This window comes from Mucilaginibacter corticis (assembly GCF_007558865.1).
In the GTDB taxonomy this organism is placed as follows: Bacteria; Bacteroidota; Bacteroidia; order Sphingobacteriales; family Sphingobacteriaceae; genus Mucilaginibacter; species Mucilaginibacter corticis.
Map to the genome: position 1 here is coordinate 584879 of NZ_VLPK01000002.1, position 26317 is coordinate 611195.

Below are 26317 nucleotides of genomic sequence, written 5' to 3' on the forward strand. Positions count from 1 at the left end.
TTAGTTAGCAATTTTATTTGCTTGCTATTAAATTTTCAATGGCTAAGCGGTAGCTATCCATTCCAAACCCGGCAATTACGCCACGGCAGCTGGCTGCCAGCATGCTGTGGTGCCTAAATTCTTCGCGTTTGTAAACATTTGATATATGTACTTCAATAACAGGTGTCTTGATACCTGCAATAGCATCAGCAATGGCGACAGAAGTATGCGTATATGCGCCGGCGTTTAGCACTACACCATCAAAGCTAAAACCAATTTCATGCAGTTTGTTTATAATTTCGCCCTCAACGTTACTTTGGTAGTAGCTTAGCGTATGGTTTGGATAGCGTGCCTGCAGTTCGGTAAAATAGGTTTCAAAGCTGCTGTCGCCGTAAATAGATTTTTCGCGTACGCCTAGTAAGTTTAAATTTGGGCCGTTAATAATTTGTATATTCATTAGTTCAAACTTAACTATAAAATATTAAAACTAAAATCAATTGGACTGGCGATCGGCAATAAAAGGGTTTCAGGCATATTTAAAACTGGAAAAATCCCTTTCGGCTAACTCTATCGAGGCTTATACCCGCGATATAGGACGGCTGTACGAATTTACCGAAACGCAAGATCCAAAGATCAGCCCCGAAAAGGTTGTACTGGCCGATCTGCGGCGGTTCATTACATGGGTTAATGAGTTAGGCATGATCCCTTCATCGCAGGCACGCATCCTGTCGGGCATTAAGGCATTTTATAAATACCTGTTGATGGAGGACATTATTAAAAGCGACCCATCAGAACTGCTTGAATCGCCCAAAATTACCCGCAAACTGCCTGATACCTTAAGCTATACGGATATCAATAAATTGATAGATGCCATTGACCTTTCAAAACCCGAGGGCGCACGCAACAAAGCCATTATGGAAACATTGTACGGCTGCGGATTACGAGTGTCTGAGCTGACCGAACTCAAACTATCAAACCTGTACCTTGATATTGAGTTTATCAAAGTATTTGGCAAGGGCAGTAAAGAAAGATTGGTGCCTATTGGCGGATCTGCGATAAAAGCGTTAAAGATCTGGATAGAACAGGTGCGGGTACACAACCCCATAAAAAAAGGCGAGGAGGATTACGTTTTTTTAAACCGGCGAGGGTCAAGATTAAGCCGCGTTTATATTTTTATGCTGATAAAAGACCTTGCGCTGGCAACGGGGTTAAAGAAAACCATCAGTCCCCATACTTTCCGGCATTCATTTGCCACGCACCTGGTTGAAGGTGGTGCGGACCTTCGCGCTGTACAGGAAATGCTGGGCCATGAAAGTATCACCACTACTGAGATCTATACGCATTTGGACAGGGAGTATTTAAAAGGGACGATCATCCAGTTTCACCCGAGAAATTAAGTTGGCAGTTTTTAGTTTGCAGCGGGCAAGTTTCATCGCATTTCTAATCGCCGTATGAAGCGTGGACGCTTGCGGTATATATCGGCAAAGCATAGACGCTTTATCGGGCGGGTGTTTTAACGGAGGAAATAAAATATATTTCTTATTTTTAATCACCATTCACTAAACCTATGCCATTATGAAAAAGATAATTATGCTTGTTTATGTCGCGTGTGCATCGTTTTTGGCGCATGCACAGATAGCTCCAGAAAAATTATTAGGCACCTGGACATTGATAAAATATGATTATGGAAATGGTAACAGCGGCGACCAAACTAAAACCAGGTTTACAAAAAAGCTAATTATAACACCCGAATACTTTACAGCGCTTAATTATGATACATCCGGGACTATTATAAAAACAGTTCTCTACGGCAGTTACCGGGCTAATTATTTTTGTTGCATAGGGCCATATCCTAATAAGGTGCCCGGAAAAAGTATAGTTGAGCTGACTATTTTGAACTCCACCGGCAATTCTACGCATTTAATATCGCAAAAAATACATCGTAATTTGGAACTCGACAAAGAAGGTTTTTTGCATGTTGACGATGTTAACGGTCATAAAAAGACGTCAGAAGTTTGGATGCCCGTCAAAGAGATTTCTTTTCCCTGGGCAAGTTCAAAAAGGTCTTTTGATGTTGAGGAAAGCCTGAAATTTGATACCCGTGCTTTACTGGTTTTGAAAAAGGGTGATGAGAAAATTATTCTGAAACGAAATAAGGCTTATCCCAAACCTTTTCATTTTTTACAAGCTGTTCAGGTAGAAGAGGTTGAAGTATTTAATGATGAAGACGCTATCCGATTTTATGGCACTGACGGCCGTTTTGGAGTTATAACAGTAAAGATTCTAAAAGAATATTTGCCAACTGTTATCGAACAACTCAAAAAGCAAAAGAATATGTAATATTTCTGTCCCCCTCAGCGGGGCCTCTCGCCTTGTGAAGCGTCCAGGCTTCACACCGTATAACTTGCAAGCGTCTGCGCTTGCGTAAAGGTTAAGCAAGCGTGGACGCTTGCTATTTGTATTGGTAAAGCGTAGACGCTTTACCGGGCGAATACTGCAAACTAAAAACGGCCAACTGCTTTTATCATCCTGTCCCTGCCGCTCATATCCTGCCTTAATTCCACATCTTTAAAGCCTTTACTTTCCAACAGATCCACCGTTTCTTTCCCAAAATTCTCGTTGATCTCAAAAAACAACAAGCCGTTTTCTGTGAGATTAGTCAGCGCGAAATCAGCTATCGTCCTGTAAAAAAGTAACGGGTCATCCTCCGGAACAAAAAGCGCCGTATGCGGTTCAAAATCGGTTACGTTACTGTGCATTTGCTTTTTATCATCCAAAGTAACGTAGGGAGGGTTGCTGATAATGATTTCGGATTTCGGAATTTCGTCCCGATGGCTATCGGGATCGGATTTTAAGTTCAAAATATCGGCTTGGATAAACGTAATCTTAACATCGTTTAATAAAGCATTTTCTTTGGCGATGTTTAATGCATCAGCCGATATATCAATGGCCGAAACCTGTGCTGATGGTAAATTCTTTTTTAGGCTGATGGCAATACAGCCGCTACCTGTACCAATATCTAAAATATTAAGTTCGCCAACGGCCAACTGTCTACTGTCAACTGATTCAATCGCCCATTCTACCAATTCTTCCGTTTCCGGCCGGGGGATGAGGGTGGCAGGGGTTACTATAAATTTTAGTTCGTAAAATTCAGTGTAGCCTAAAGCATATTGTAAGGGCTTGCCGGTTTTTAGCTGGGTAAGGATATTGTTAGCTTCTTCCTGTTGGGTAAGCGTCAGTTCGTTTTCAGGAAATGCCTTGATCTGTGCTTTTGATGAATGAAGTATTTCTGTCAGCACCATTAAAGTGATCGCTTCGCTTTCCTGCGCGTCATATATTGCGGCAAGGCCACTATTATAAGTTGTAAATACATCTTTAATGGTTTTCATTGCACTAAGTTAGGATTTTAGCAACAATCTATTAACCCGTAGCGATGGGTTTTAAATCCGTCGCTATCAAAGATGCAATATATGTTCGCACAGCAATTGTTATCTTTGCGGCATGCCCGATCACGAATTATATATGCAGCGCTGCCTTGATCTTGCCGCTTTAGGCATAGGCAGCGTAAGCCCAAACCCTATGGTTGGTGCTGTAATTGTGCATGATGATAAAATAATAGGCGAGGGCTATCACCGGCAATACGGCAAGGCACATGCCGAAGTAAACGCGGTAAACCAGGTTTTAGCCAATTTTACCAACGCCGAAGAACTGTTAAAACAAGCCGCCATCTATGTATCGCTTGAGCCATGCGCGCATTATGGAAAAACACCTCCATGTGCCGACCTGATCATAAAACATGGCATACCCCAAGCTGTAATAGGCTGCCGCGACCCGTTTGACCAGGTGGATGGTAAAGGTATTGAAAAGCTATTGACTGCCGGGGTTGAGGTTATAACCGGTGTTTTAGAAGATGAATGCAAATGGCTTAACCGGCGTTTCTTCACGCGGGTACAAAAACAACGGCCATACGTGATATTAAAATGGGCGCAAACTGCTGATGGCTTTTTCGCGCCTGACGGTAATAAACAGTTCTGGATAACAGGCCCCGAATCGCGCAAGCTGGTACACCAGTGGCGCGGCGAAGAAGATGCCATTCTGGTGGGGAAGAACACCGCCGCCATTGATAACCCGCAATTAAACGTCAGGTACGGCGGTGGCAAATCGCCTAAACGGGTAGTAATTGACAGGCGGCTGGAGTTAACAGCCGACCTGAACTTGTTTGACCAATCTGTAGAAACATTGATATTTAATGAGTTAAAAACAGATATCGACGGTAAAAATAAATATATAGCGCTTGAGGATTTTGACCGTTATGTGCCGCAATATATTTTGTACCAGCTTTATTTACAGGATATCCAATCGATAATTATTGAAGGTGGCGCACATACGCTTAATACATTTATTGAAGCCGGGGTGTGGGACGAAGCCAGGATATTTACAGGCGAAACAACTTTAACAACAGGTATAAAAGCACCAAAAATAAACGGTATAATTGTCGAACAGTTTCCGTCAGGGACAGACCAATTACAAATTTTATACAATAAAAATTAATAGCCGATGCTATATATATTACTAAGTGTTTGCTGTAGTGTAATTGTATCCGTTATGCTGAAGCTTGCAAAGCGATATCATGTTGATATGCTGCAAGCCATTACCTGGAACTACTCGGTAGCTATTGCATTAACATGGGTAATATTCAGGCCACATTGGGTTAGCTTGCAGTCGGCCCCGTTTGCCAACTATGCTGCTTTAGGTATCCTGTTGCCATCATTGTTTGTAATACTGGCAAGGTCGGTAAGGCATACCGGTATCGTACGTACAGATATTTCGCAGCGGTTATCATTATTTATACCCATTGTAGCAGCTTACTGGATCTTTGGCGACCAGCCCGGTATGTTAAAGATCACCGGCATTATTATAGGTTTCGTAGCTATTTTCTGTTCTATCCCATGGGGTAAAAGCGGCGGCGGCTCAAAATCGGGCTTTGGCGCATGGCTTTACCTGCTAATAATTTTTGTTGGGATGGGTATAATAGACATCCTGTTTAAAAATGTAGCAGCTTACAAAGTCATACCTTATACCACATCGCTTTTCATCGTATTTGTATTGGCGTTTGTAGTTTCATTTATTTTACTGGCTATTAAAATTGCCAGAGGCTATACTAAATTTTCCTTTCCGCATATCCTGATCGGCTGGTCGTTAGGCATTGCCAATTTCGGCAATATCCTGTTCTACATCAAAGCGCACCAAACATTGGCAAAACAACCATCCACAGTCTTCTCGGCCATGAATATGGGGGTGATCGTACTGGGTACGCTGATAGGTTTATTTGTATTTAAAGAAAAACTAAGCACGCTTAATAAAGTGGGTGTGTTTTTGGCGCTGGTATCAATAATTGTAATTACCTATTCGTCGTATTAATGCTTTTTGAGGATACGTACCGAACCATTGAAAATCCGTCTGAAGGTACTTTTCGCGACAGGGGAAGCAAGTTTTTGGGTTATGCCTATCCAATAACGTCAGAAAGCGAGATCAAAGCTATTGTAGCTTCATTAAAGTCAGAGCATCCAAAGGCCAATTACCATTGCTGGGCCATGCGTTTAACTGCCGATCGTTCGGTTTTTAAACTGAATGATGATGGCGAACCGGCAGGCACCGCAGGCAGGCCCATGCTTAATACATTATTATCTAAAGATATTACCAATATTTTAGTGGTAGTGGTGCGATATTTTGGCGGTACCTTACTGGGCGTGCCCGGCCTGATCAACGCCTATAAAATGGCGACAGAAGAAGCGCTTGAACACGCCGTAATTATCGAGAAGACGGTAAATGATGTTTATACCATCAGCTTTAATTACCTGCAAATGAATGATATTATGCGCATCGTAAAAGAGGCTGATCTGGCTATCCTCAACCAGCAGTTTGACAACAATTGCAGCATGCAGGTATCTATCCGTAAAATGCAGGTAAACATGGTTCTTGACAAATTACATAAGCTTACTGGTGTCAACGTAAAATACGACCATAGTATTTAAGAAAGTACAGAGTTGAACCGGATTAGTAATTCTTTTTAGTGTAATATCTCTGCCGGTAAATAAGGCAAACAATCTCCTTTTTTATTTACCGTTTACAGGCATAATGTTTAATTTAGTCGGGATATGCAATCTTTTGAAATAGATAAAACCGACCTGCTGCGCATTAAAACCGCGCTTGAGGGTGATGATGCTGAATTAGAGATAGTTCTGAAAGAATATCACGCGTCTGAGATTGCCATATTGTTTGAAAGACTGGAGCAGGAGGACAAGGAACGGATCATAAATATCCTGCCCACGGATATCGCGTCGGATGTATTTGCCGAAATGGATGAAGAGCACCGTCCCGGCGAGTTGCTGATTACGCTTGATCCTGAAAAACGGTCTGAGATCATTGAGGAACTGGATTACGACGACGCGACCGATATTATCTCGCAACTTGAAGAGCACGAGCAGCAAGAGATCCTTGAGGATATTGACGAAGAGGATGCCAGCAGTATCCGTGCCCTCTTAAGCTACGACGAATACACGGCGGGTGGTTTGATGAACTCCGATCTGATCTGTGTAAATATCAATTCGGATAAAAAAGAAGCATTAGATGAGATCATCCGCCAGTCGGAAGAGATGGAGGAGTTTAATACCATTTATGTGGTAGATGGAGATAGCATATTAAAAGGCATAGTATCCATTAAGAATATCATAAAAGCCCATGCTGATGTTAAGATCAGGGACATTTACCAGGATGAGCCGGTATTTGTAAAAGCCGATCTTTACCAGGAAGAGGTTGCCAAACTTATCTCGCAATATAACCTGACCGCTATTCCGGTTGTCGACGACAATATGAAGCTGCTAGGCCGCATTACGGTTGATGATATCATCGACGTAATGGAGCAGGAGAGTACCGAGGATATATTAAAGATATCGGGTGTATCAGAGGACGAAGAACTGAGTGGTAACTGGCAGGAAGCGGTGAAAAGCCGTTTACCGTGGTTGATCATTAACCTGGGTACCGGTTTCTTGGGTGCGGCGGTTATCAGGCAGTTTGATGACGTGCAGAAAGCAATACCGGCAGTAGTTGCATATATGACGATAATTAGTGGTATGGGCGGTAATGCAGCCACCCAGGCCCTCGCGGTAACGGTAAGACGTATTTCGTTAAGTGACCTTAACGACCAGCAGGCGTACCGGACCGTTTTAAAAGAGTTCTCGGTGGGTTTAATTAATGGTGCTGCTAACGGCTTCATTGTGGGAATGTTTGCTGTTTTTTATGATGGTAGCCCGATGATGGGGCTTGTGCTGTTTTTAGCTATGACCGGAAACCTGATCGTAGCGGGATTATCAGGCGCAGGCATACCTCTGATCTTAAAACGGGTAGGTATAGACCCTGCGGTAGCGTCGTCCATCATTATTACCACATTTACAGATTGCGCGGGCTTCTTTTTATCGCTTTGGCTGGCGACAAATCTTTTATTACATCACCATTAATTGTAATAAGGTTTTATTATAAATTTGAAACTTCAAAAAACTGATCGATATGGCAGAAGTAAGATATAACTGGACTAAAGAAGAAATTACCGATATATATAACACCCCATTGCTTGACCTGGTTTACTGGGCGGCAAGCATCCACAGAGAAAATAAAGACTATGCCGAGGTACAGATCAGTTCGCTGATCTCGATCAAAACCGGCGGTTGCCCTGAAGATTGTGCCTATTGCCCGCAAGCAGCGCGTTACAATACCGGCGTTGATGTGCATGCCATTATGCCAAAAGAAGAAGTGATAGCCGTAGCCCAAAAAGCTAAAAATGGTGGTGCTTCAAGGCTTTGTATGGGTGCCGCCTGGCGCGAGGTGCGCGATAACCGCGATTTTGACAAAGTTATTGATATGGTAAAAGCGGTAAACGCCATGGATATGGAAGTTTGCTGTACCCTGGGTATGCTAACCGAAAGCCAGGCCCAGCGCTTAGCCGATGCAGGTTTATATGCCTATAACCATAACTTAGATACATCTGAAGACGATTATAAAAGAATTATTACTACTCGCACTTATGACGACCGCCTGCAAACGTTAGAGCATGTACGTAAGGCAAAGATCTCTGTATGCAGTGGCGGTATCATCGGTTTAGGCGAAACAACCGAGGACCGTATTTCGATGCTGAAAACCCTATCTAACTTACCGCAACACCCGGAGTCGGTTCCTATTAATGCTTTGGTTCCGGTTAAGGGTACGCCGTTGGCAGATCAGCCACGTGTTTCTGTTTGGGATATGGTTAGGATGATAGCAACTACACGGATCATCATGCCAAAAACAGTAGTAAGGTTGTCGGCAGGCCGTACAGAGATGAGCACTGTAGAGCAGGCGTTTTGTTTTATGGCAGGTGCTAACTCTATCTTCGCAGGCGAGAAGCTGCTAACTACACCAAACCCATCTTTTGATGATGATATGGCCATGTTTGAATTATTGGGCTTAACCCCGCGTAAAGCCTTTAAAAATGGCCGCCCTGAAGTAAAGGAAATAAAAGAGATGAGTATTAATGAAGTGATTTAGGGTTAGAGATTAGTTAATTAGAGATTAGAGTTTAGTTGCTGTTGCTAATCAATCCTTTGATATAAGAAAAAGCGTCGCCCTATTAAATGGCGACGTTTTTTTTAATTACACTTTCGCCCCCAACCAAAATTGCCAGGCCCAACGGGTTAAGTTGTTAAAGCCTTTCCATTCGTTAACAAACTCAATAATGTCGCCAAGGCATTTGTCTGCAAATTTTTGCTTGAAGTTTCTTGAAGCCTGCCTATAAGCTTCGTCGGGATTTTCAAGACCAATACGCTCGTATATTTCACGTTTTACATACATGGTACGCACAAAGAGGATATTGAACAGGATAACGTAGCTATATAATGTTCGCTTTATATAGCCCGCTTTTGCCGAATAAGTTTTAAGCAGGCTTTTGGTAAATAATATGTGCCGGCCTTCCTCTATATTATGCAGATCGAACATTTTTTTAAGCACCGGGTAAATATTGGGCGATTTGCGTGCATAATTACCGTAAACATCGGTTACCAATTCTACAGAGATACTTCCCATAAACAGGTAGTCGGCAGGAAGGTATTTGTTACTAAACTCGCCGAAGAATTTATGCGCACGGCTTTGTTTAATAGGCTTGCCGCCTAATTTGGCAATAGCCTGTGCAAACATCTCCTGGTGGCGAAACTCTTCTATGAGTTCGCGTAATAAAAATTGGTGCTCTACATTATCGGCAGGTAAGGTAATGAGGTGGCGGGTCATGAATACGCAAAATAGGCACTCGCCCCATGCGTATGACGCGATCACCTGCACCAATTCATGCCTGCCCAACTCCAACTTTTGGGTAGGGGTAAGTGTGTCGTAAATTTCAAGGCCTTGCAGAGAAGTTAAAATTTCGGGCAAAAAAATGTCATCGGGTTCGGGCTCCAATTGCCAGGGGATATAGGTCTCCGGCATCAAAGGGCGCTCCCTGCTGATCTTTATTAAACGCTCTATTTCTTTAACATCCATATAATAAAGATACGTGGTATTTAGTCAAAACGTTGCGCGTTTGTTTGCAGATACTGCAGTTATTCAGCAATGATCTTTACATCAATATTACCACGCGTGGCTTTTGAGTAGGGGCAGCCTCTATGCGCGGCATCCGCTAGCTTTTGAGCTTGGTCAGCCGGTATACCGGGCACATGTACATGTAACTCGGCGGATAACGCGTAGCTTGTCTCACTTTCCTGGTTAAAGCCGATATGTACATCTACAGTAGCTTCGCTAACATCAACGCCATCACGTTTTCCTACTGAACCTAATGCACCTAAATAACATGATCCCCAGGCACCGGCAAATAAAAGTTCGGGGTTGGCATAACCATCTTCGCCGCCCAGTTCTTTTGGTTTTTTTAATTCAAGATCAATGATGCCATCTGACGATTTGATATGTCCATCGCGGCCGCCCTTAGCGGTTACGATGGCGGTATATAATTTTTTCATAGTTCATAGATTGTCTTTTTATAACCCTACAGGTAACATAATGTTTGGCTTAAGTGGCGTGTCGATTTTAGTCGTATCAGGAATGAATAAAATATCAACAATAAAACAAAATGCTAAAAATATTAGTAATTTTGATTTGATATGAATGCAGACAGGATAACAGAGAAATTAAATATTTTGGCTGATGCCGCTAAATATGATGTATCGTGCGCGTCGAGCGGGAGCAAGCGAAAAAATGAAAATAAAGGCTTGGGTAATGCCAGTAATGGTATATGCCACAGCTATACCGAGGACGGCCGATGCGTATCGCTGCTTAAGATCCTGTTAACTAACCATTGTATTTTTGATTGCGCCTATTGTGTGTCCCGAAAAAGCAATGATATCCAGCGGGCCGCGTTTACCGTGCAGGAGGTGGTCGACCTTACCATTAACTTTTACCGCCGTAATTATATTGAGGGTTTATTTTTAAGCTCCGGTATTTTTAAGGATGCCGATTATACGATGGAACGCCTGGTGCGTATAGCCAAAAAGCTGCGCACCGAACATGATTTTAATGGGTATATCCATTTAAAATCGATCCCCGGTGCCAGTGATGAATTAATGCTTGAAGCCGGCTTATATGCCGACAGGTTAAGTGTGAACCTGGAGATGCCTACCGAGGCCGGGTTAAAATTGCTTGCGCCTGATAAGAACCGCCAGGATATGATAGACCCGATGCAGTTTTTAAAGGATGAGATCATTTTACGAAAAGACGAGAAAAAGCTGTTTAAAAAAGCGCCCATGTTTGCGCCCGCCGGCCAAAGTACGCAGGTAATTATTGGTGCTACTCCCGAAACCGACCAGCAAGTACTGCAATCGGCCAATTATTTTTATAAAAGTTTCAATTTAAAACGGGTTTATTATTCGGGTTATGTGCCGGTACTGGCTGATAAACGTTTGCCAGCATTAAACACAGATGTACCCATGGTGCGTGAAAATAGGTTGTACCAGGCCGACTGGCTAATGCGTTTTTATGGGTTTAATGTAAATGAAATTGTAAACCAGCAACAACCTTTGTTAGATCTGGATATCGACCCTAAACTAAGCTGGGCCATCCGCAATATGCAAGCGTTCCCGATAGATATTAACAAAGCCGACCTGCATTTGATATTACGTGTGCCGGGGATAGGTGTATTATCGGCACAAAAAATTATAAGCGCGCGTAAGTATGAAAAGTTAAACTGGGATCAGTTAAAGAAGATTGGTGTTTCTGTAAACCGGGCCCGATACTTTATTACCTGTAACAGTCAGGAATTTGAACGGCGTGATCTTACCGGTACAAACATTAAGCAGTTTATACTGGCCGAATCGCAAAGTAAATACCTGAAGAATAAACCTAGCCAGCTTAACCTGTTTTAAAAGGCTTACCAATGACCACACTTTTGTACGACGGAACATTCGAGGGACTGCTTACCGCCATATTTGAGATCTATGACCGCAAATTAAACATGGTAAAATTGGAGAAAGTCGAAAAGTATGGCAGTGCCATGTTTGAAGATGTTTTAAAAGTTATCACCAACGAAGCAAGCGCCGGGCGTGTGCTTAAAGGCTTACGGTTAAAATTGTCGCCCAATGGTTTGCAACGGTTATATGTTGCCCATATGGCCGAAATGCCGGGCGAGGAAAATAATTTGGTTGGTTATATAAGGTACGCTTTTGACTGTAAGCAAAACATTGAAGACGATTATGGCAACAGGTATGTGATGCGGGTTTCAGAGATTATCCGCACGGTGCGCCGCGAAAAGCATAGGATGGAGGCTTTTGTAAGATTTCAAAAACTAAAGGATGGTGTTTATTATGCAGCCGTCGAGCCGGATTTTAATGTATTACCATTATTGATCAGGCATTTCAAGAGCCGATATGCCGACCAGAAATGGATCATTTATGACCTGAAACGTAATTATGGTATTTATTACGACATGCACGATACCGAATTTATTACACTTGATTTCTCAACTATCACAAAACCCGGCGAAATCATCTCGGCTTATACTGAAGATGAAAGCATTTACCAAAGCCTATGGAAAAATTATTTTCATAGTGTTAATATCCCCGCAAGGAAAAATACAAAGCTGCATGTACGCCATATTCCCAGGCGATATTGGAAGCATTTAACAGAGAAAATTTAGCAAAAAGCAAATTTTACGCGTTTTCTGACTTTTGGTTTTTAAAAGATTTTGAGCTTTCTGTTGATAAGTATAAATGTTAACAAACTTTAAACTTGCGTAGGCATTTAGGCCATTTGAAAGAAAGAATTTATGCATAAAATATTAAAAATTAGCAGTGTATAGATTCCTCGCTATGCCAAGTTTGATAAGTCCATATGTTGATAACTGTAAATATTATGTTAATAAACCGTTAATAAAAACAAAAGAAAATATTTTGCAAATCAGCTTCTTGTCCCGATATTGAAATCATCAAGAACGACGTACTTTGACAGCCTTACAGGAATAACAAAAATTGAATCGGGCAAATCTTCGGAAGCGCTAAAGATCAAGGGAAAGCCTGAAATGCACAAAACAGAAACAGCGCAAGCAACAGAAACGCAGTGTTATTTAAACGCGGCATTATCGGAAACTGCTAATCTTTACGGAGAGCGGCAGCAGAATATAATGACTTTGAAGAAACCGGAATCCGCGAGGAGGAAGGCGGGAGCGGGTCGGTCATCATACACAAAACTTGATGCTTTACGTCGGACTACGGTACGGCATAGAGTTGAAAACGGGAGATCAAATCGAAAGACGCGGCTCCCGTTTTTGTTTTTATATGGATTTTTAGCCAATTAAATCCGCTACGTCATTGCGATAGCGTGGCAATCTCTACACTTGCTCATCAATCCTTTTTTCCGTTTCCAAATTAATTTGATTCAAAATATAATTATCGACCTGTAATAATTGAGCTTCGCGACCTTTTAGAATGAGTTACTGTTTTTTAAATAATTCGGCTAATTTCAAATTTCACGCATTTTCCATCCTGTAATTTGTAGAAAATAGCTTACCAACTGTGAATAAGATAGTTGTGAATAAAGTTGATTTCGGTATAGAAATATAAGTAGCTGGTTTATAATGTGCTGTATAAAATTGTATTTACAGGGGCTTAATTTCATAGATCAGCACTAAAATAGCCTGTTTACAACCTTGAGTTTTTATGTTAATAACAGGTTAATAAAAATCATCAAAAAAAGTTTGGAAATCAGCTACTTGTCCCGATATTGAAATCATCAACAAGGACGTACTTTGACAACCTTACGGGAATAACAGAAACTGAATCGGGCGAATCTTCGGAAGCGCTAAAGATCACGGATCTGCCTGAATTACACAAAACACAAATTGCGAGAGCGACGGAAACGCAGTGTTAATTAAAATAAGGAATTATGGAGGCTGCTGATTTTTACGGAGAACACAGCTAAAGTAATAATGATTTGACGCAACTACATCCCACAGGGAATAAGCCAGGGCAATCAGTCATCTTACAGAACTTTGATGCTTTGTGAAAAACTACGGTTACTCACGAAGTTGAAACGGGAGACCCAAATCGCAAGAAGAGGGCTCCCGTTTTGTTTTAAGCAGCAATTCAATTCACCGCCTTGTCATCTTTTTTCTGACCCCACCTAACATTCCGTAATCTTTATAGATATTTGTTGTAACATATATTTTAATATTATGGAAATAGGGATAGATAGTTTTGCAGCCGCAAATGTAAAGGATACAACCAATAACAGCGACGCTTTGGTGCAACTGCTTGACAGGATGGAACATGCCGACAAGGTTGGCCTGGATGTTTTTGGTATTGGCGAGCACCACCGTAAAGAATTTTTAGATTCGGCGCCTACCATGATCCTGGCTGCTGCGGCAGCGCGCACCAAGCGTATTATATTAACCAGCGCCGTAACTGTTTTAAGTGCAGCCGACCCAGTACGTGTATTTCAAAACTTCGCTACGCTGGATCTGATCTCGAAGGGCCGTGCAGAAATGGTGGTTGGCCGTGGCTCTTTTACAGAAGCTTTTCCTTTGTTCGGGCAAAATCTGCATCATTACGACGAATTGTTTTCTGAAAAGCTCGACCTGTTGCTCAATATCCGCGATAACGAATCGGTTACCTGGTCGGGCAAATTCAGGCCGGCGTTAAATGATGCAGCTATCTATCCGCGCCCTTTGCAGGAAAAATTACCGGTATGGATAGGTGTAGGAGGAACCCCTGCGTCATTTGTGCGGGCCGGTACGCTTGGTTTGCCGCTGATGGTAGCGGTAATAGGCGGCGAAACCCACCGTTTCAGGCCATTGGTTGATCTTTATCGCAACGCCGGCGCAAAGGCGGGGCATTCGCCTGAAAAGCTGAAGGTAGGCCTGCATTCGCTTGGTTACATTGCCGAAACTACAGAAAAAGCTGCTGCCGATTTTTATCCCGGCTACGCCGAAACTTTCACCCGCATAGGCCGTGAACGCGGCTGGCCGCCGGTAACACGCCCGCATTTTGATTCGCAGAATGGACCCACAGGTGCTTTATTGGTTGGCGGACCGGAAGAAATTGCCGAAAAGATCTTGCACCATAGCGAGGCATTAGGCGGCATATCAAGAATTACCTTCCAGATGGATAACGCAGGTTTGTCGCATACACAATTATTGAATGCTATTGAACTGCTGGGTACAAAAGTGGCGCCATTGGTAAACAAATAATTTTTCTGCAAAGTTAAATTGCCTAATTTAGTAACCTATGCAAAAGGACGATAAAAGCAGGCCGAACGGGAGAAAGAAAATATTTGTTTTAGATACCTCAGTGATCTTGTATGATCATAACGCTTTTGAGAATTTCCAGGAGCATGATGTGGCCATACCTATACAAGTGCTGGAAGAGCTGGACAATATGAAAAGCGGTAACGATACCCGCAATTTCGAAGCACGCAGCTTTATCCGTTTGATAGATGATATTTCGCGTAAAAAGCTGGTCAACAAATGGCACCCATTAAACGGTAAAGATAAAGGTAGTTTTAAGGTTGTAATTGATACCAAAACTACAGGTACAGATGCCGAAGCTATTTTTGGATCGGACAAGGTAGATCATCGCATTCTGAACGCTGCACTGGGCTTGCAGGAAGAAAACCCGGATAAAAAGATCGTCCTGGTATCAAAGGATATCTGCCTGCGTTTAAAGGCAAAATCATTAAACCTGCATGCCGAGGATTATGAAACCGGCAAGGTGAAAAACCTGGATGAACTGTACAGCGGTAAAACTGTTTTAACGGTAACTGATAAGCAAATTACCCAACTAAATAAGCAGGATACTTTACCTGCCGACGGGCTGGAACTAAATAGGGGTACAGCCAATCACTTTTACATTCTCGAAAGTAAAAAAAATAAGGCGTCAGGTTTTTACAACAGCCAAACCGGGCAGTTGGAAAGAATTACTGAACAGCCTATATTTAATATCCACCCCAAAAATTTAGAGCAAGCTTTTGCTATCCATGCTTTACTGAACCCGGATATTAAACTGGTCACCATACAGGGTAATGCCGGTACGGGTAAAACCTTGCTGGCTTTGGCCGGCGCGCTGGAGCAGCGAAAATATTACCGACAGATCTACGTTACCCGCCCCATAGTACCGTTAAGTAATAAAGATATTGGCTTTTTACCGGGTGATGTGAAATCAAAAATAGACCCGTACATGGCGCCGATATGGGACAACCTTAAATTTATTAAAGACCAGTTTGCTGACGATGAAAAGATGCAGGCTAAGCTTGACGAATTGGTTACCAACGACAAGATCTCTATTGCGCCATTAGCTTTTATCCGCGGACGTACATTAAGCAAGATCTTTTTTATTGTAGATGAAGCGCAGAACCTTACCCCGCACGAGATAAAAACCATCATATCCCGCGCAGGCGAAAACAGCAAGTTTGTTTTTACCGGCGATATTTACCAGATTGATACCCCATATCTTGATGCTGAAAGTAACGGACTGTCTTACCTGATCGACAAGGCAAAGGGCCACCCGCTTTACGCGCATATCACTCTGCAAAAAGGTGAACGGAGTGAGCTGGCCAATTTGGCGACGGAGTTATTGTAAATACTACAATAACCACCGTCGTGCCGAACTTTTTTCGGCATAACGGCCTCTTTTTTGGATAATTTGACTTCTATTTCACTACACCATCCACGATCTTAGCAATATCATTGCTGATCTTATTGATAAAATCTAATTGCTCTTTCAGTAGGTTATCAGTTACGGTTGGCGTAGTTGCTTCAGTTGGTTCGGCTTTCTCGCCGGTAAATTCAATGCGCTCACCGCCCAGTTTTTTACAGCTTTCGTTTAGTACGGCAATGCTTTTCTTTACCAGTTTAAGAATATCAGGTGTGGTTTTGTGCATGCCCTTTATCGCTACTTCTGATGCTATGGTAGCTGTATAAGAAGACAGGATATGGTTCAGCACTACAAATTTGTGGATGTCTTTAATGTTGCGCTGTTTACTTTTAGGTTCTGATGTCATGCGCTCAAAAGCGGCAGATAAGTTGGCCGATTTAACATAAACATCTTTACGAGCTAATTTATACTCGGTTGTACTGATAGGTGTCCCGGTAATTGATTTGGCAATTTTTATCAGGTAATTAACATTCGAGTTGATCACTTGGGCCAGGCTTTCTTTTATTTGTTCAAATTCCCATGTAGGGAAGATCAGGTAGCTGGCTATAAATGCAATGGTTGACCCTATAATGGTATCAACCACGCGTTCTTCAACAATACCCCGTTGGCCTACTACTCCTAAAAATTTAAAAAGAATAAGTACATAAGGTGTCATGCAAACTACGCTCACTACGTAATTAAGCCTTTGGAAACTATAGGTACCCAACATTAATATCAGCATTAATACAAATTGCACATCGTTATTATGCACAAAAACCAATATGAGCACACCAATAAATCCACCCGCAATGGTACCCGTTAAACGCTGATAATTGCGTTGTTTGGATAAGCTGAAACCCGGTTTTAATATTACTATAATGGTTAACAAAACCCAATAGCTGTGGTGGCCCAACGCGAAGAATTTTGCTACGGTAAAACCTATCAAGCAAACTAATGAAACCCTTAAAGCATGTTTAAATGCCGCCGAATCCAGCGAGAAATTATCAAAGAATACATGGGGTTCATAATCCTGATGAGTTACAAATTTGGAGTACTCTACATCGTTATTATTAGCTAACAATGTTTTTGACGACCTTGAATTATAATAATTGAAAATGTTCTCGATCTCTTTATTCAGGTCGCGCAGGTTGATCAATATTTTTTTAAGCACCAGGTTACTGGTTTCATTGCTGTTGCCAATGGCATCAATTTTAAGCTTAAGCTGTTCAAGCGCCGGGTTAAAATCAACCATGTGTTTATACCGCGTGTTCGACAAGATGGCGAACCCGATATTCTCCAACTCGTTGGCCATTTGATGAACAATTTGGGCTATCTCTGTTAAAACACCGCTATCCTTAAATTTTTCGTGGATATAAGTATAATCATAATGCGTAGCCATGATCTGCTCAAACATATCAACCAGGTCAACAAAGGTCAGCACCAATATCCGGCTGGCATTGGTCGACTCGCGCACCATCACCCTGCTTTTAAATAGCAACTCCCTAACGGCATCCTGGTGTTCGCTTACCTTTATTTGTTGCGATACCAGCTTATGATAATTTTCACCAATATCTGTGTCAGGTAAATAAAAATCAGCCTTTATCCTTAAAAACTTAACAATGTCCTCAATATTCTCGCCAAGGGCCTGCTGCGCGGCACGATAGGGGCGAATGCCGAAAAACACCAGGCTAAACAGCATATACCACAAGCCTCCGGCTAAGGTTTCGGCGCTGTAAAGTATAATTTCGTTTGGTTTCATGTCCTTCTCTATCATAAATATCATGATGAGTAATGACGACGTACCGATAGACGCGGCCCGGTTACCATACACAATAAACATGGAGAAGAGAAAAGAAAAAACGGTTACTTCTAACCCTAAAGTAAATACATTTAGGCGTGCAAAACCGGTGGTAACCGCTACAATAAACAGGCATAAATTACCTATGCCCATGGCATTGCGTTTATGCAATACAGGGCCCGGCGCATCAATTACAGAGATACATAACGCACCTAATGAAAGCGCTATGCCCAGGTTAAACTGATTGAACTGCTGCAAGATAAGTGTGGGCAACAGGATACCCAGCGATATGCGCAGACCATCAGAAAAATACTGGCTGAAGAAAAAACTTTTTACCTCTTTGTTTTGAATGCTCACCCCACAAATTTCGGAAAAAAAGGCAGATATAAGAATTTGCAAAAATTTTATCTGAGTGCGAATTTTATAATCAATATTAGCGTCAATTTGTATTTTTTTTAATAATTATATAATTTTTAATGATTTTAGTTTAAATTCACACCGATTTAAGATTTATTGTAAATCCAATCGTCTTTTTTAACCTTTATAGCTATTTAGTATGTCCTCAACGTTAAAACTCAGCCAAAGAGAAACAGCTTTTAATAATGAAGTTGTTACCCGCTTTGAGTTATATAACAGCCTGTTCCAGACCCTGCCATTTTACCAGGTAAAAGAGATAGGTATTTTACTGCCGTTTTTTAGTTCGCATTGCGATAAGGGGGCCATAAAGGAAGAATCGCCAACGGATATCATCGAGTCATTTTTTCAGAAATACGTGCCGGATATTGACCATCGTGAACAGCTTAACCGCATGTTCAGGTTTATTCAATACATTGAACGCCAGGTTGTTTTGTTTGACGCTATAGAAGATTCATCATTCAATAAAATTGGTCGTGCCGATGATGTAGGTACGCTTACGGGATTATTGCAGGCTGCAGCAACCAGCGACCAAGTGCGTGACAATATCAGCGAAAAGCTGAAAGATTTTTCATTGCGGCTGGTGCTTACTGCTCACCCAACCCAGTTTTATCCAAGTACGGTTTTGGGTATCATGAATGACCTGATAGAGGCGTTAAAGACCAATGACATTAATAGCATTGATGTTTTACTACAGCAATTGGGTAAAACACCATTCTTCAATAAAAAAGCACCTACACCTGTTGACGAAGCCGTAAGTTTGGTTTGGTTCCTTGAAAATACTTTTTACCAGGCAATATCAGGCATCCAGACAAAACTGGAAGAAGAGTTTGATATTGACGAAAACAGGAAAAACCAGTTGTTAGAACTTGGTTTTTGGCCGGGCGGCGACCGTGATGGTAATCCTAATGTTAATACTAAAACCACGTATGATGTTGCCTGCCTGTTAAGGCAAATGATATTCCGTTGTTACTACCGCGATTTTAGGGTTTTAAAACGCAGGATCACTTTCAGGGGCATTGAAAACACAATGACCACATTAGATGGTCTGTTGTATGAAAATGCTTTCAACAATCATCAGCATAATGCTAAAGATTTACAAGGTGAATTATTAGCCTTATTGGGTTCTGTGCGTGAAACACTAATAGATAATCATGACAGCTTATTTGTTAACATAGTTGACGACATGATCCGTAAAGTACGGTTGTTTGGCTGTTTCTTTGCAACGCTTGATATCAGACAGGACAGCCGTATATTGCGTAGTGTATTTAAATACTGCACCGATAAAGGAATTGCAACCGGTTTGCCTGCTAACTATGATACTTTAGATGAAGATGAAAAGATAAAAAGCATCACCTTTAATGAGTTGAACTTTTTATGCCCGGAAGATGCTGATGACATGACCAAGGATACGCTGAACACCATTATGCTGATGAAACATATTCAGCATACCAATGGCGAGAAAGGGTGTCAGCGTTTTATTATCAGTAACTGCCAGGAGGCCTCAGATATTTTGCAGCTGATAGACCTGTTTTTATGGAGCGGTTGGAAAGCCGATGATTTAACAGTTGACTTTATGCCATTATTTGAAACCGTTAATGACCTTAAGGTTGCCGGTGAAGTAATGGAAAAATTATATACACATCCGTTTTACAAAGAACACTTAAAGAAACGCGGCAATTCGCAAAGCATTATGCTTGGTTTCTCTGACAGTACTAAAGACGGTGGTTACTTAATGGCCAATTGGTCTATTTACAAGGCTAAGGTTGAGTTAACAGCTATGGCACGTAAATATGGCGTAAGCCTGGCGTTTTTTGACGGACGCGGAGGCCCGCCGGCACGCGGTGGTGGTAAAACACATCGTTTTTATGCCTCGATGGGCAAAGAGATAGCTAACGAGCATATACAGCTAACCATACAGGGGCAAACAGTAAGCTCGCAATACGGATCAGTAGAAACTGCCCGTTTTAACATGGAGCAGCTGATCAACGCGGGTATTACATCGGCTTTGAATCCGGATAGTAATGACCTGCTTAGCGCTCAGCAAAAAGAGTTGATAACCGATATGGCCGAAGCCAGCCATGAACTGTTCATCAATTTACGCCAGCACCCTTTGTTTGTTGAATACCTGGAGAAATTTAGTCCGTTAAAATTATTATCGAAAGCTAATATCAGCAGCCGCCCTACAAAACGTAATGCCGGCGCGCCAATGAAACTGGAAGACCTGCGGGCCATTAGCTTTGTTACCGCGTGGAGCCAGCTAAAGCAAAGTATCCCGGGCTTTTACGGAGTAGGCACCTCATTAAAGAAAATGAAGGAAGAAGGCAAATGGGCAGAAGTTGAGCAGTTATACAATACATCAGGTTTCTTTAAAACTATGCTGGATAACTGTATCATGTCTATGTCTAAATCTGATTTCAGAGTGACTGCTTACCTTGAAAAGGATGCAAAATTTGGAGAGTTCTGGAAAAAGCTTAAAACTGAATTTGAACTTACTAAATCTTTACTACTGGAGTTAACCGGTACAGAAGTATTGATGCAAGATTCGCCGGTTGACCGTCGTTCGATAGGCGTCCGCGAAAAAATTGTTTTGCCCCTGGTTATCATGCAGCATTATGCATTAAATTGCCGTAACCATACTGATGATAAAGAATTAATAGAGATCTATGATAAACTGATTATCAGGACAGTATATGGTATTGTTAATGCGGGTCGTAACCTGGCTTAATAATGCTAACCTATAAAAAAAGCGGCGCAATATATTGTGCCGCTTTTTTTATAAATAATTATACTATTAATTAAATATTTTAAATCGATAGCATTATATTTGTTATACCAATTGGTATAACCTAATATATTTAAAATGAAAAAGGTAATATACTTCTTATCAGGAGTAGCATTGTTTGGTTTTGCGTCATGTATGAATAACAAACCGGCAAAAAACTATAATCAATTGGTTGACGAGGCAACATCGTCATTTATAAAACAAGGGTTAGAAGCCGGGCAAACAGAAATAAAGGCATCAAAAATTGCCGAAACCAATTCTAAAAATCCGCGGGTTATCAGCTTCGCTAAAATGATGATCGCCGACCATTCACAAGCCGGCGATGAACTGGAAAAAATAGCTATTAATAACCGTGTAAGGGGAGAAGACTCGATAAGTACTGTTCACCAGCAAAATATATCCGACCTGACAAATCTTTCTGGTAATAAATTTGATAAGGCATACATGCAAATGATGGTTGCAGACCACCGGGACGCGGTGAAACTATTTACCGAAGCAACTAAAAATCAAAATGAAGACATCCTGAAATTCGCTAAGAAGACATTGCCGGTGCTGCAAACGCATTTAGATTCGGCAAATGCAGTTTCCGCGTCATTAAAATAACTTCAATTGTTGTTGTATGGGCGGTTTGGCTTTACCCATTATGGTACGCCCGCCGTATTTCCAGGAGTTGTTGCGTTCTTCTTCAATTACCTGGTCAAAATTGGCGTTAGGTGTAAAATCCTTTTCGGCGCGCTGGGCAATTTGGGTTAAGCGTTTTATGGCTTCGTTCTTTTCGTTATTGCCTAATTTAGCTTTGTAGATAGCTGTTTGCAATACGCCAAGTGTTTCGTCATAAACTTTTGTAGGTACAGGGAACGGATGCCCATCTTTACCGCCATGCGCGAACGAAAACCGGGCAGGGTCTTTAAAACGCGATGGCGTACCGTGAATGACCTCGCTCACTAACGTAAGCGATTGTAATGTACGCGGGCCTAATCCTTTTAATAAAAGCAGTTCCTCAAAATCTTCAGGTTTATTTTCATGCGCCAGCCATAATACGGCACCCAATCTTTTCAGATCAACATCTTCGGCCCGGACATCATGATGCGATGGCATGGTCAGTTTGCCGATCTCTTTAAGCATAATATCCGGATGTTCATTGGTAATTTGCATAACACCCGCCCTTGAAGGTGCCGCCTGGCTATCTGCCATGTTTAAAATAAAGCCATGGTTTTGCCCGTAAATAGATGTGTGCGGATCATTAACAAAACTGCTAAGCTCGTCAGAATGCCAGTGATATCGCCGTGCAGTGCCAGAGGCATCGCTCATGCCTTGCTGCACTACACTCCACTTACCGCTATCGCTTAAAATAAAATTGTGAGTGTATAGCTGAAATCCATCTTGTATAGCGGTATTGTCGACCTTGGCGCTTAGTTTACTGCACTTAACCAGGTAATTACCATCGAGGCCTGTGCGCTCGCTTATTTTCAGCAGTTCGTCGGGTGTTTGTTTGGAATACTTGCCTTTGCCACCGCAGATATAAATACCTAATTCTTTACTATGCGGATTGATAGCCCGTTTTAACGCGCCCATAACCGAAGTGGTAATCCCCGACGAATGCCAGTCCATACCCATAACCGCCCCAAGGCTTTGAAACCAAAACGGGTCACTTAGCCGGCGCAATACTTCGTCCTTACCATAGTCCAGCACAATGGTTTCTACAACGGCTAAGCCTAATTTTGCCATGCGCTCTGCCAGCCATTGCGGCACATAGCCATAATGTAACGGCAGATCTGCACTTCCCGAACGCTTCATGCTAACAAATTTAGTAAATAGTTATTGATTGTAATTATTACATCCAATTAAAATTATCACCCAATCTATCTTAAAAACTTTTACATTAGCTAAACCAATATAACCGATATGAATAAACTATTGCTTACCGCCTTGTTCTGCGGGATGGGTTTTCTTGCGATCAGCCAGTCTGCACCAAAACCATATGGCCCTTTGCCTGCCGACAGGCAGCTTAAATGGCAGGAAACAGAAATTTACTCTTTGATCCATTTTGGTCCGGATACTTATACCGATAAGGAATGGGGTAATGGTGATGAAGACCCGGCAATTGTTAATCCTACACAATTCAGCGCCATGCAGATTGTAGGTGCCGCTAAAGCCGGAGGGGCAAGGGGGATAATTGTGGTTGCCAAACACCATGATGGTTTTTGCTTATGGCCAACCAAAACTACTGAACACAATATTTCTAAAAGCCCGTACAAAAACGGTAAGGGTGATATACTGCGCGAGTATCGCGAAGCTTGTGATAAACTGGAAATGAAGATGGGTGTATACTGCTCGCCGTGGGATAGGAACAGCGCCTTGTACGGCAAGCCTGAATATGTTACAGACGTGTACCGTAAACAATTAAAAGAACTTTATACCAATTATGGTCCGTTGTTTGTTGTCTGGCATGATGGTGCAAACGGCGGCGACGGCTACTATGGCGGCGCTAAAGAAAAACGTACCATTGACCGTTCAACCTATTATGGCTGGGACCAAACTTGGGGAATAGCACGTAAGCTGCAGCCCGGTGCTGTAATATTTGGCGATGTTGGCCCTGATGTACGCTGGGTAGGTAACGAGCGCGGCGTAGCGGGCGAAACCAGTTGGGCGACCTATACGCCACATGCACCCGAGCCCGGAAAACTGCCCGGCAATGGTTTTGTGATAGATAAAGAAGGCGTTGAGGGCCATCGTGATGGTAAATACTGGATCCCTGCCGAGTGTGACGTGGCTTTACGCCCGGGATGGTTCTACCATGCAGACCAGGATGGTAAAGAAAAATCACCGGCCACTTTGCTGGATCTGTATTACAAGAGTGTAGGCCGTGGTGCATGTTTAGACCTTGGCTTGTCGCCTAACCGTTTAGGTTTACTGGCGGATGGTGATGTGAAAACATTAACCGCATTTGGCGAGGTGGTAAGAGCAACCTTTAAAAATAATTTAGCTAAAGGTGCAACACTTAAGGCCAGTAATGTGCGGGGAGGTAATAAAGCCAAGTTCGGCCCTGCAAACTTATTGGATGCCGACCGTTACAGCTACTGGGCAACAGATGATAAAGTTAAAACGCCTGAATTGATCATTGATCTGCATCAGCCTAAAACATTTAACGTGGTACGCTTGCGCGAGAATATTAAATTGGGCCAGCGTATAGATGCCGTAGCTATCGACGCGTTTTTAAATGGCAAATGGGAGCAGGTTGGCGCGGCTACAAGCATAGGCGGTAATCGTTTGATTCGTTTAGAGAATGATGTAACCGCGGCTAAAGTACGTTTACGAATTACCAGTGCGCCTGTTTGTATTGCCCTTAGCGATTTCGGTCTGTATAAAGAAGCCGCTGTTCCTAACATAAATTAATATCAACTAATGACGTTCCTGAAGAAAGCGATTACCCTATTCGCATTTACAATTATGGCCATGACTGCAACTGCACAGCACACTTTGTTTGATACGCTAACCAAACCTAAACTGATCTCGGATCAATTTGCGTTTACCGAGGGCTGTTCTGTTGCCAAGAATGGCGATGTGTTTTTTACCGACCAGCCAAATGATAAGATCTGGAAGTATGATGTTGAAACCGGTAAGCTCTCTGTGTTCCTGGATAAAACCGGACGCGCTAACGGCACTTATTTTGATAAAAAAGGCAATCTGGTAACTTGTTCGGATGATAAAGGAGAACTTTGGTCTATCGACCCTAAAGGCAAGGTAACTGTTTTAATGAGCGGTCTTAACGGCAAGCAAATGAATGGGCCTAATGACATCTGGATTGATGCTAAAGGCGGCATTTATATGACCGACCCATACTACCAGCGCGACTATTGGACCCGCAAAAAATCAGAGCTTGATGGCGAGCATGTTTACTACCTGCCCAAAGGCAGCAAGGCACCCATAAAAGTGATAGGCGATATGCGCCAGCCAAATGGTATTGTAGGTACGCCTGATGGTAAATACTTATATGTATCTGATCTTGGTGGTCAAAAAACTTACCGGTACACCATTAATGAAGATGCAAGTTTAAGCGAGAAGACATTGATGTTTGACCAGGGATCGGATGGAATGACATTGGACGAAAAAGGCAATATCTATATCACCGGGAAGGGCGTTACCATTTATAGCCCTGAAGGTAAAAAGATAGCAAACGTCCCAAATACAGAAAACTGGACCGGCAACGTAGTATTTGCCGGCAAGAATCGCGATATCCTGTTTATCACCGCATCAAAATGCGTTTATATGCTGAAGATGAATGTGAAGGGAGTGGAGTAATTTATATTTCCTGTAGCGATGGGTTTTAAACCCATCGCTATGGTTATAAATCTACCTGGTACTCATATCCCAATATCTCAGCCACGTTAATCCCCGCTACCACCTTCCAGCTCTTATTCTCGTGAATAAACTGTGGCGCTTCCAGCCCTAATCTTGAAGCCGCGCCGGTATAGAAATCTGCACGGGTTGGGTGCAGTGGCGATACCGCGTTATAGGTATATCCAAACGCCTGTTTGTCAAGTATGGCAAGGCTTATGCCTATGCAATCTGTCAGATGGATCAAGTTAACGGGCGCATCGCCATTGGGGATCTCTGTTTTGCCCGAAAAGAAGCGTCCCGGGTCGCGGCCGGGGCCTATTAATCCCGCGAAGCGGATAATGGTTGTAGTAAATTCGGTTTCGGCTTTTAACAGGTTTTCGGCAGCGAGGAGTATTTTGCCCGATTCGCTGTCCGGGTTTAGCTCATCAAGTTCAGTGACTTCGGTATTACTATCGCCATAAACACCGGTCGAGCTGATCAGCACCACCTGTTTGATCTTCTGTTCTTTAATGATGGCTATAAGGCGTTCAATTTTAACCAGGTATTCGGCACCATTGCCGGCCCTCGCTTTTGGTGGTATGCTTATCCACAGTACATCGCATTCAAAAAAAGCAGGGTCAATCACCTCGTTACCGGGCGATAGATCAATGAGGTAAGGCTCAATTCCGCTTTCGGCAAAGAGGGGTAATTTTGTGGCTGAAGTTGTAGAGCCTTTAACCTTTATCCACTTTTTTACCAGGGATTTAGCCAGCTCTGAACCGTACCAACCACAGCCTAAAATACTTACCGTCATAAGTCAAATATCGG

Annotated in this window: 22 protein-coding genes; 15 read left to right on the forward strand and 7 right to left on the reverse strand. The window is 42.4% G+C overall.

Annotated elements, in window-relative coordinates; translation table 11 throughout:
- Window positions 1–13 precede the first annotated feature (13 nt).
- Entirely contained in the window at window positions 14–436 is a 423-nt protein-coding gene (gene aroQ / locus FO440_RS13215; protein ID WP_144248736.1) for a type II 3-dehydroquinate dehydratase, read from the reverse strand.
- 40 nt (window positions 437–476) lie between these two features.
- Here aroQ and xerD point away from each other — a divergent pair, with 40 nt between their 5' ends.
- Both xerD and FO440_RS13225 read left to right on the forward strand, forming a co-directional pair.
- Window positions 477–1376 carry a site-specific tyrosine recombinase XerD gene (xerD, locus tag FO440_RS13220; RefSeq protein ID WP_144248737.1) on the forward strand — a complete coding sequence of 300 codons (900 nt, stop codon included), beginning with the start codon at window positions 477–479 and terminating at the stop codon, window positions 1374–1376.
- A 178-nt stretch (window positions 1377–1554) separates the two neighbouring features.
- Window positions 1555–2319 (forward strand): hypothetical protein, encoded by a 765-nt coding sequence (locus FO440_RS13225; protein WP_144248738.1) that lies wholly within the window; start codon window positions 1555–1557, stop codon window positions 2317–2319.
- 161 nt (window positions 2320–2480) lie between these two features.
- On the opposite strand, the gene prmC is transcribed toward FO440_RS13225, so the two are convergent.
- The gene (prmC, locus tag FO440_RS13230; protein ID WP_144248739.1) at window positions 2481–3368 is read right to left on the reverse strand and encodes a peptide chain release factor N(5)-glutamine methyltransferase; all 888 of its coding nucleotides are present in this window, start codon (window positions 3366–3368) and stop codon (window positions 2481–2483) included.
- 112 nt (window positions 3369–3480) lie between these two features.
- Here prmC and ribD point away from each other — a divergent pair, with 112 nt between their 5' ends.
- The 5 genes from ribD (at window position 3481) to bioB (ending at window position 8559) form a co-directional block, all read left to right on the forward strand.
- Window positions 3481–4530, forward strand: coding sequence for a bifunctional diaminohydroxyphosphoribosylaminopyrimidine deaminase/5-amino-6-(5-phosphoribosylamino)uracil reductase RibD (gene ribD / locus FO440_RS13235; RefSeq protein ID WP_144248740.1), 1050 nt, complete (start codon window positions 3481–3483; stop codon window positions 4528–4530).
- 54 nt (window positions 4531–4584) lie between these two features.
- On the forward strand, window positions 4585–5400 hold the full coding sequence (locus FO440_RS13240) for an EamA/RhaT family transporter (RefSeq protein WP_246104218.1): 816 nt from the start codon (window positions 4585–4587) through the stop codon (window positions 5398–5400).
- Window positions 5400–6014 (forward strand): IMPACT family protein, encoded by a 615-nt coding sequence (locus tag FO440_RS13245; RefSeq protein ID WP_144248742.1) that lies wholly within the window; start codon window positions 5400–5402, stop codon window positions 6012–6014. The genes FO440_RS13240 and FO440_RS13245 overlap by 1 nt, the downstream gene beginning before the upstream one ends.
- 123 nt (window positions 6015–6137) lie before the next feature.
- Entirely contained in the window at window positions 6138–7496 is a 1359-nt protein-coding gene (gene mgtE / locus FO440_RS13250) for a magnesium transporter (RefSeq protein ID WP_144248743.1), read from the forward strand.
- 49 nt (window positions 7497–7545) lie between these two features.
- The gene (gene bioB, locus FO440_RS13255; protein ID WP_144248744.1) at window positions 7546–8559 is read left to right on the forward strand and encodes a biotin synthase BioB; all 1014 of its coding nucleotides are present in this window, start codon (window positions 7546–7548) and stop codon (window positions 8557–8559) included.
- Between the two features lie 105 nt (window positions 8560–8664).
- Here bioB and FO440_RS13260 read toward each other — a convergent pair whose 3' ends face one another.
- A complete protein-coding gene (locus tag FO440_RS13260) occupies window positions 8665–9543 on the reverse strand; it encodes a diiron oxygenase (RefSeq protein ID WP_144248745.1) in 879 nt (292 codons plus the stop codon).
- A gap of 59 nt (window positions 9544–9602) precedes the next feature.
- Window positions 9603–10016: an organic hydroperoxide resistance protein gene (locus FO440_RS13265; protein ID WP_144248746.1), complete on the reverse strand. Its 414-nt coding sequence runs from the start codon at window positions 10014–10016 to the stop codon at window positions 9603–9605.
- Between the two features lie 141 nt (window positions 10017–10157).
- Here FO440_RS13265 and FO440_RS13270 point away from each other — a divergent pair, with 141 nt between their 5' ends.
- The 4 genes from FO440_RS13270 (at window position 10158) to FO440_RS13285 (ending at window position 16118) form a co-directional block, all read left to right on the forward strand.
- Window positions 10158–11414 (forward strand): putative DNA modification/repair radical SAM protein, encoded by a 1257-nt coding sequence (locus tag FO440_RS13270; RefSeq protein ID WP_144248747.1) that lies wholly within the window; start codon window positions 10158–10160, stop codon window positions 11412–11414.
- Between the two features lie 11 nt (window positions 11415–11425).
- Window positions 11426–12184, forward strand: a complete 759-nt coding sequence (locus tag FO440_RS13275) for a TIGR03915 family putative DNA repair protein (RefSeq protein WP_144248748.1) — start codon at window positions 11426–11428, stop codon at window positions 12182–12184.
- A gap of 1533 nt (window positions 12185–13717) precedes the next feature.
- On the forward strand, window positions 13718–14731 hold the full coding sequence (locus FO440_RS13280; RefSeq protein WP_144248749.1) for an LLM class flavin-dependent oxidoreductase: 1014 nt from the start codon (window positions 13718–13720) through the stop codon (window positions 14729–14731).
- 37 nt (window positions 14732–14768) lie between these two features.
- Window positions 14769–16118, forward strand: coding sequence for a PhoH family protein (locus FO440_RS13285; RefSeq protein ID WP_144248750.1), 1350 nt, complete (start codon window positions 14769–14771; stop codon window positions 16116–16118).
- A 70-nt stretch (window positions 16119–16188) separates the two neighbouring features.
- Here FO440_RS13285 and FO440_RS13290 read toward each other — a convergent pair whose 3' ends face one another.
- A complete protein-coding gene (locus tag FO440_RS13290; protein ID WP_144248751.1) occupies window positions 16189–18327 on the reverse strand; it encodes an FUSC family protein in 2139 nt (712 codons plus the stop codon).
- Window positions 18328–18526: 199 nt separating this feature from the next.
- Here FO440_RS13290 and FO440_RS13295 point away from each other — a divergent pair, with 199 nt between their 5' ends.
- Window positions 18527–21112 carry a phosphoenolpyruvate carboxylase gene (locus tag FO440_RS13295; protein ID WP_144248752.1) on the forward strand — a complete coding sequence of 862 codons (2586 nt, stop codon included), beginning with the start codon at window positions 18527–18529 and terminating at the stop codon, window positions 21110–21112.
- Window positions 21113–21247: 135 nt separating this feature from the next.
- On the forward strand, window positions 21248–21772 hold the full coding sequence (locus tag FO440_RS13300) for a DUF4142 domain-containing protein (protein ID WP_144248753.1): 525 nt from the start codon (window positions 21248–21250) through the stop codon (window positions 21770–21772).
- On the opposite strand, the gene FO440_RS13305 is transcribed toward FO440_RS13300, so the two are convergent.
- Entirely contained in the window at window positions 21764–22966 is a 1203-nt protein-coding gene (locus FO440_RS13305; RefSeq protein WP_144248754.1) for a DUF763 domain-containing protein, read from the reverse strand. The two genes, FO440_RS13300 and FO440_RS13305, sit on opposite strands and share 9 nt — an antisense overlap.
- 108 nt (window positions 22967–23074) lie before the next feature.
- On the opposite strand from FO440_RS13305, the gene FO440_RS13310 reads away from it, so the two are divergent.
- Both FO440_RS13310 and FO440_RS13315 read left to right on the forward strand, forming a co-directional pair.
- Complete coding sequence (locus FO440_RS13310) at window positions 23075–24565, forward strand: alpha-L-fucosidase (protein ID WP_144248755.1); 1491 nt, start codon at window positions 23075–23077, stop codon at window positions 24563–24565.
- Between the two features lie 9 nt (window positions 24566–24574).
- On the forward strand, window positions 24575–25471 hold the full coding sequence (locus tag FO440_RS13315; protein WP_144248756.1) for an SMP-30/gluconolactonase/LRE family protein: 897 nt from the start codon (window positions 24575–24577) through the stop codon (window positions 25469–25471).
- Window positions 25472–25514: 43 nt separating this feature from the next.
- Here FO440_RS13315 and FO440_RS13320 read toward each other — a convergent pair whose 3' ends face one another.
- Window positions 25515–26303, reverse strand: a complete 789-nt coding sequence (locus FO440_RS13320) for an SDR family oxidoreductase (protein WP_144248757.1) — start codon at window positions 26301–26303, stop codon at window positions 25515–25517.
- Between the last annotated feature and the right edge of the window lie 14 nt (window positions 26304–26317).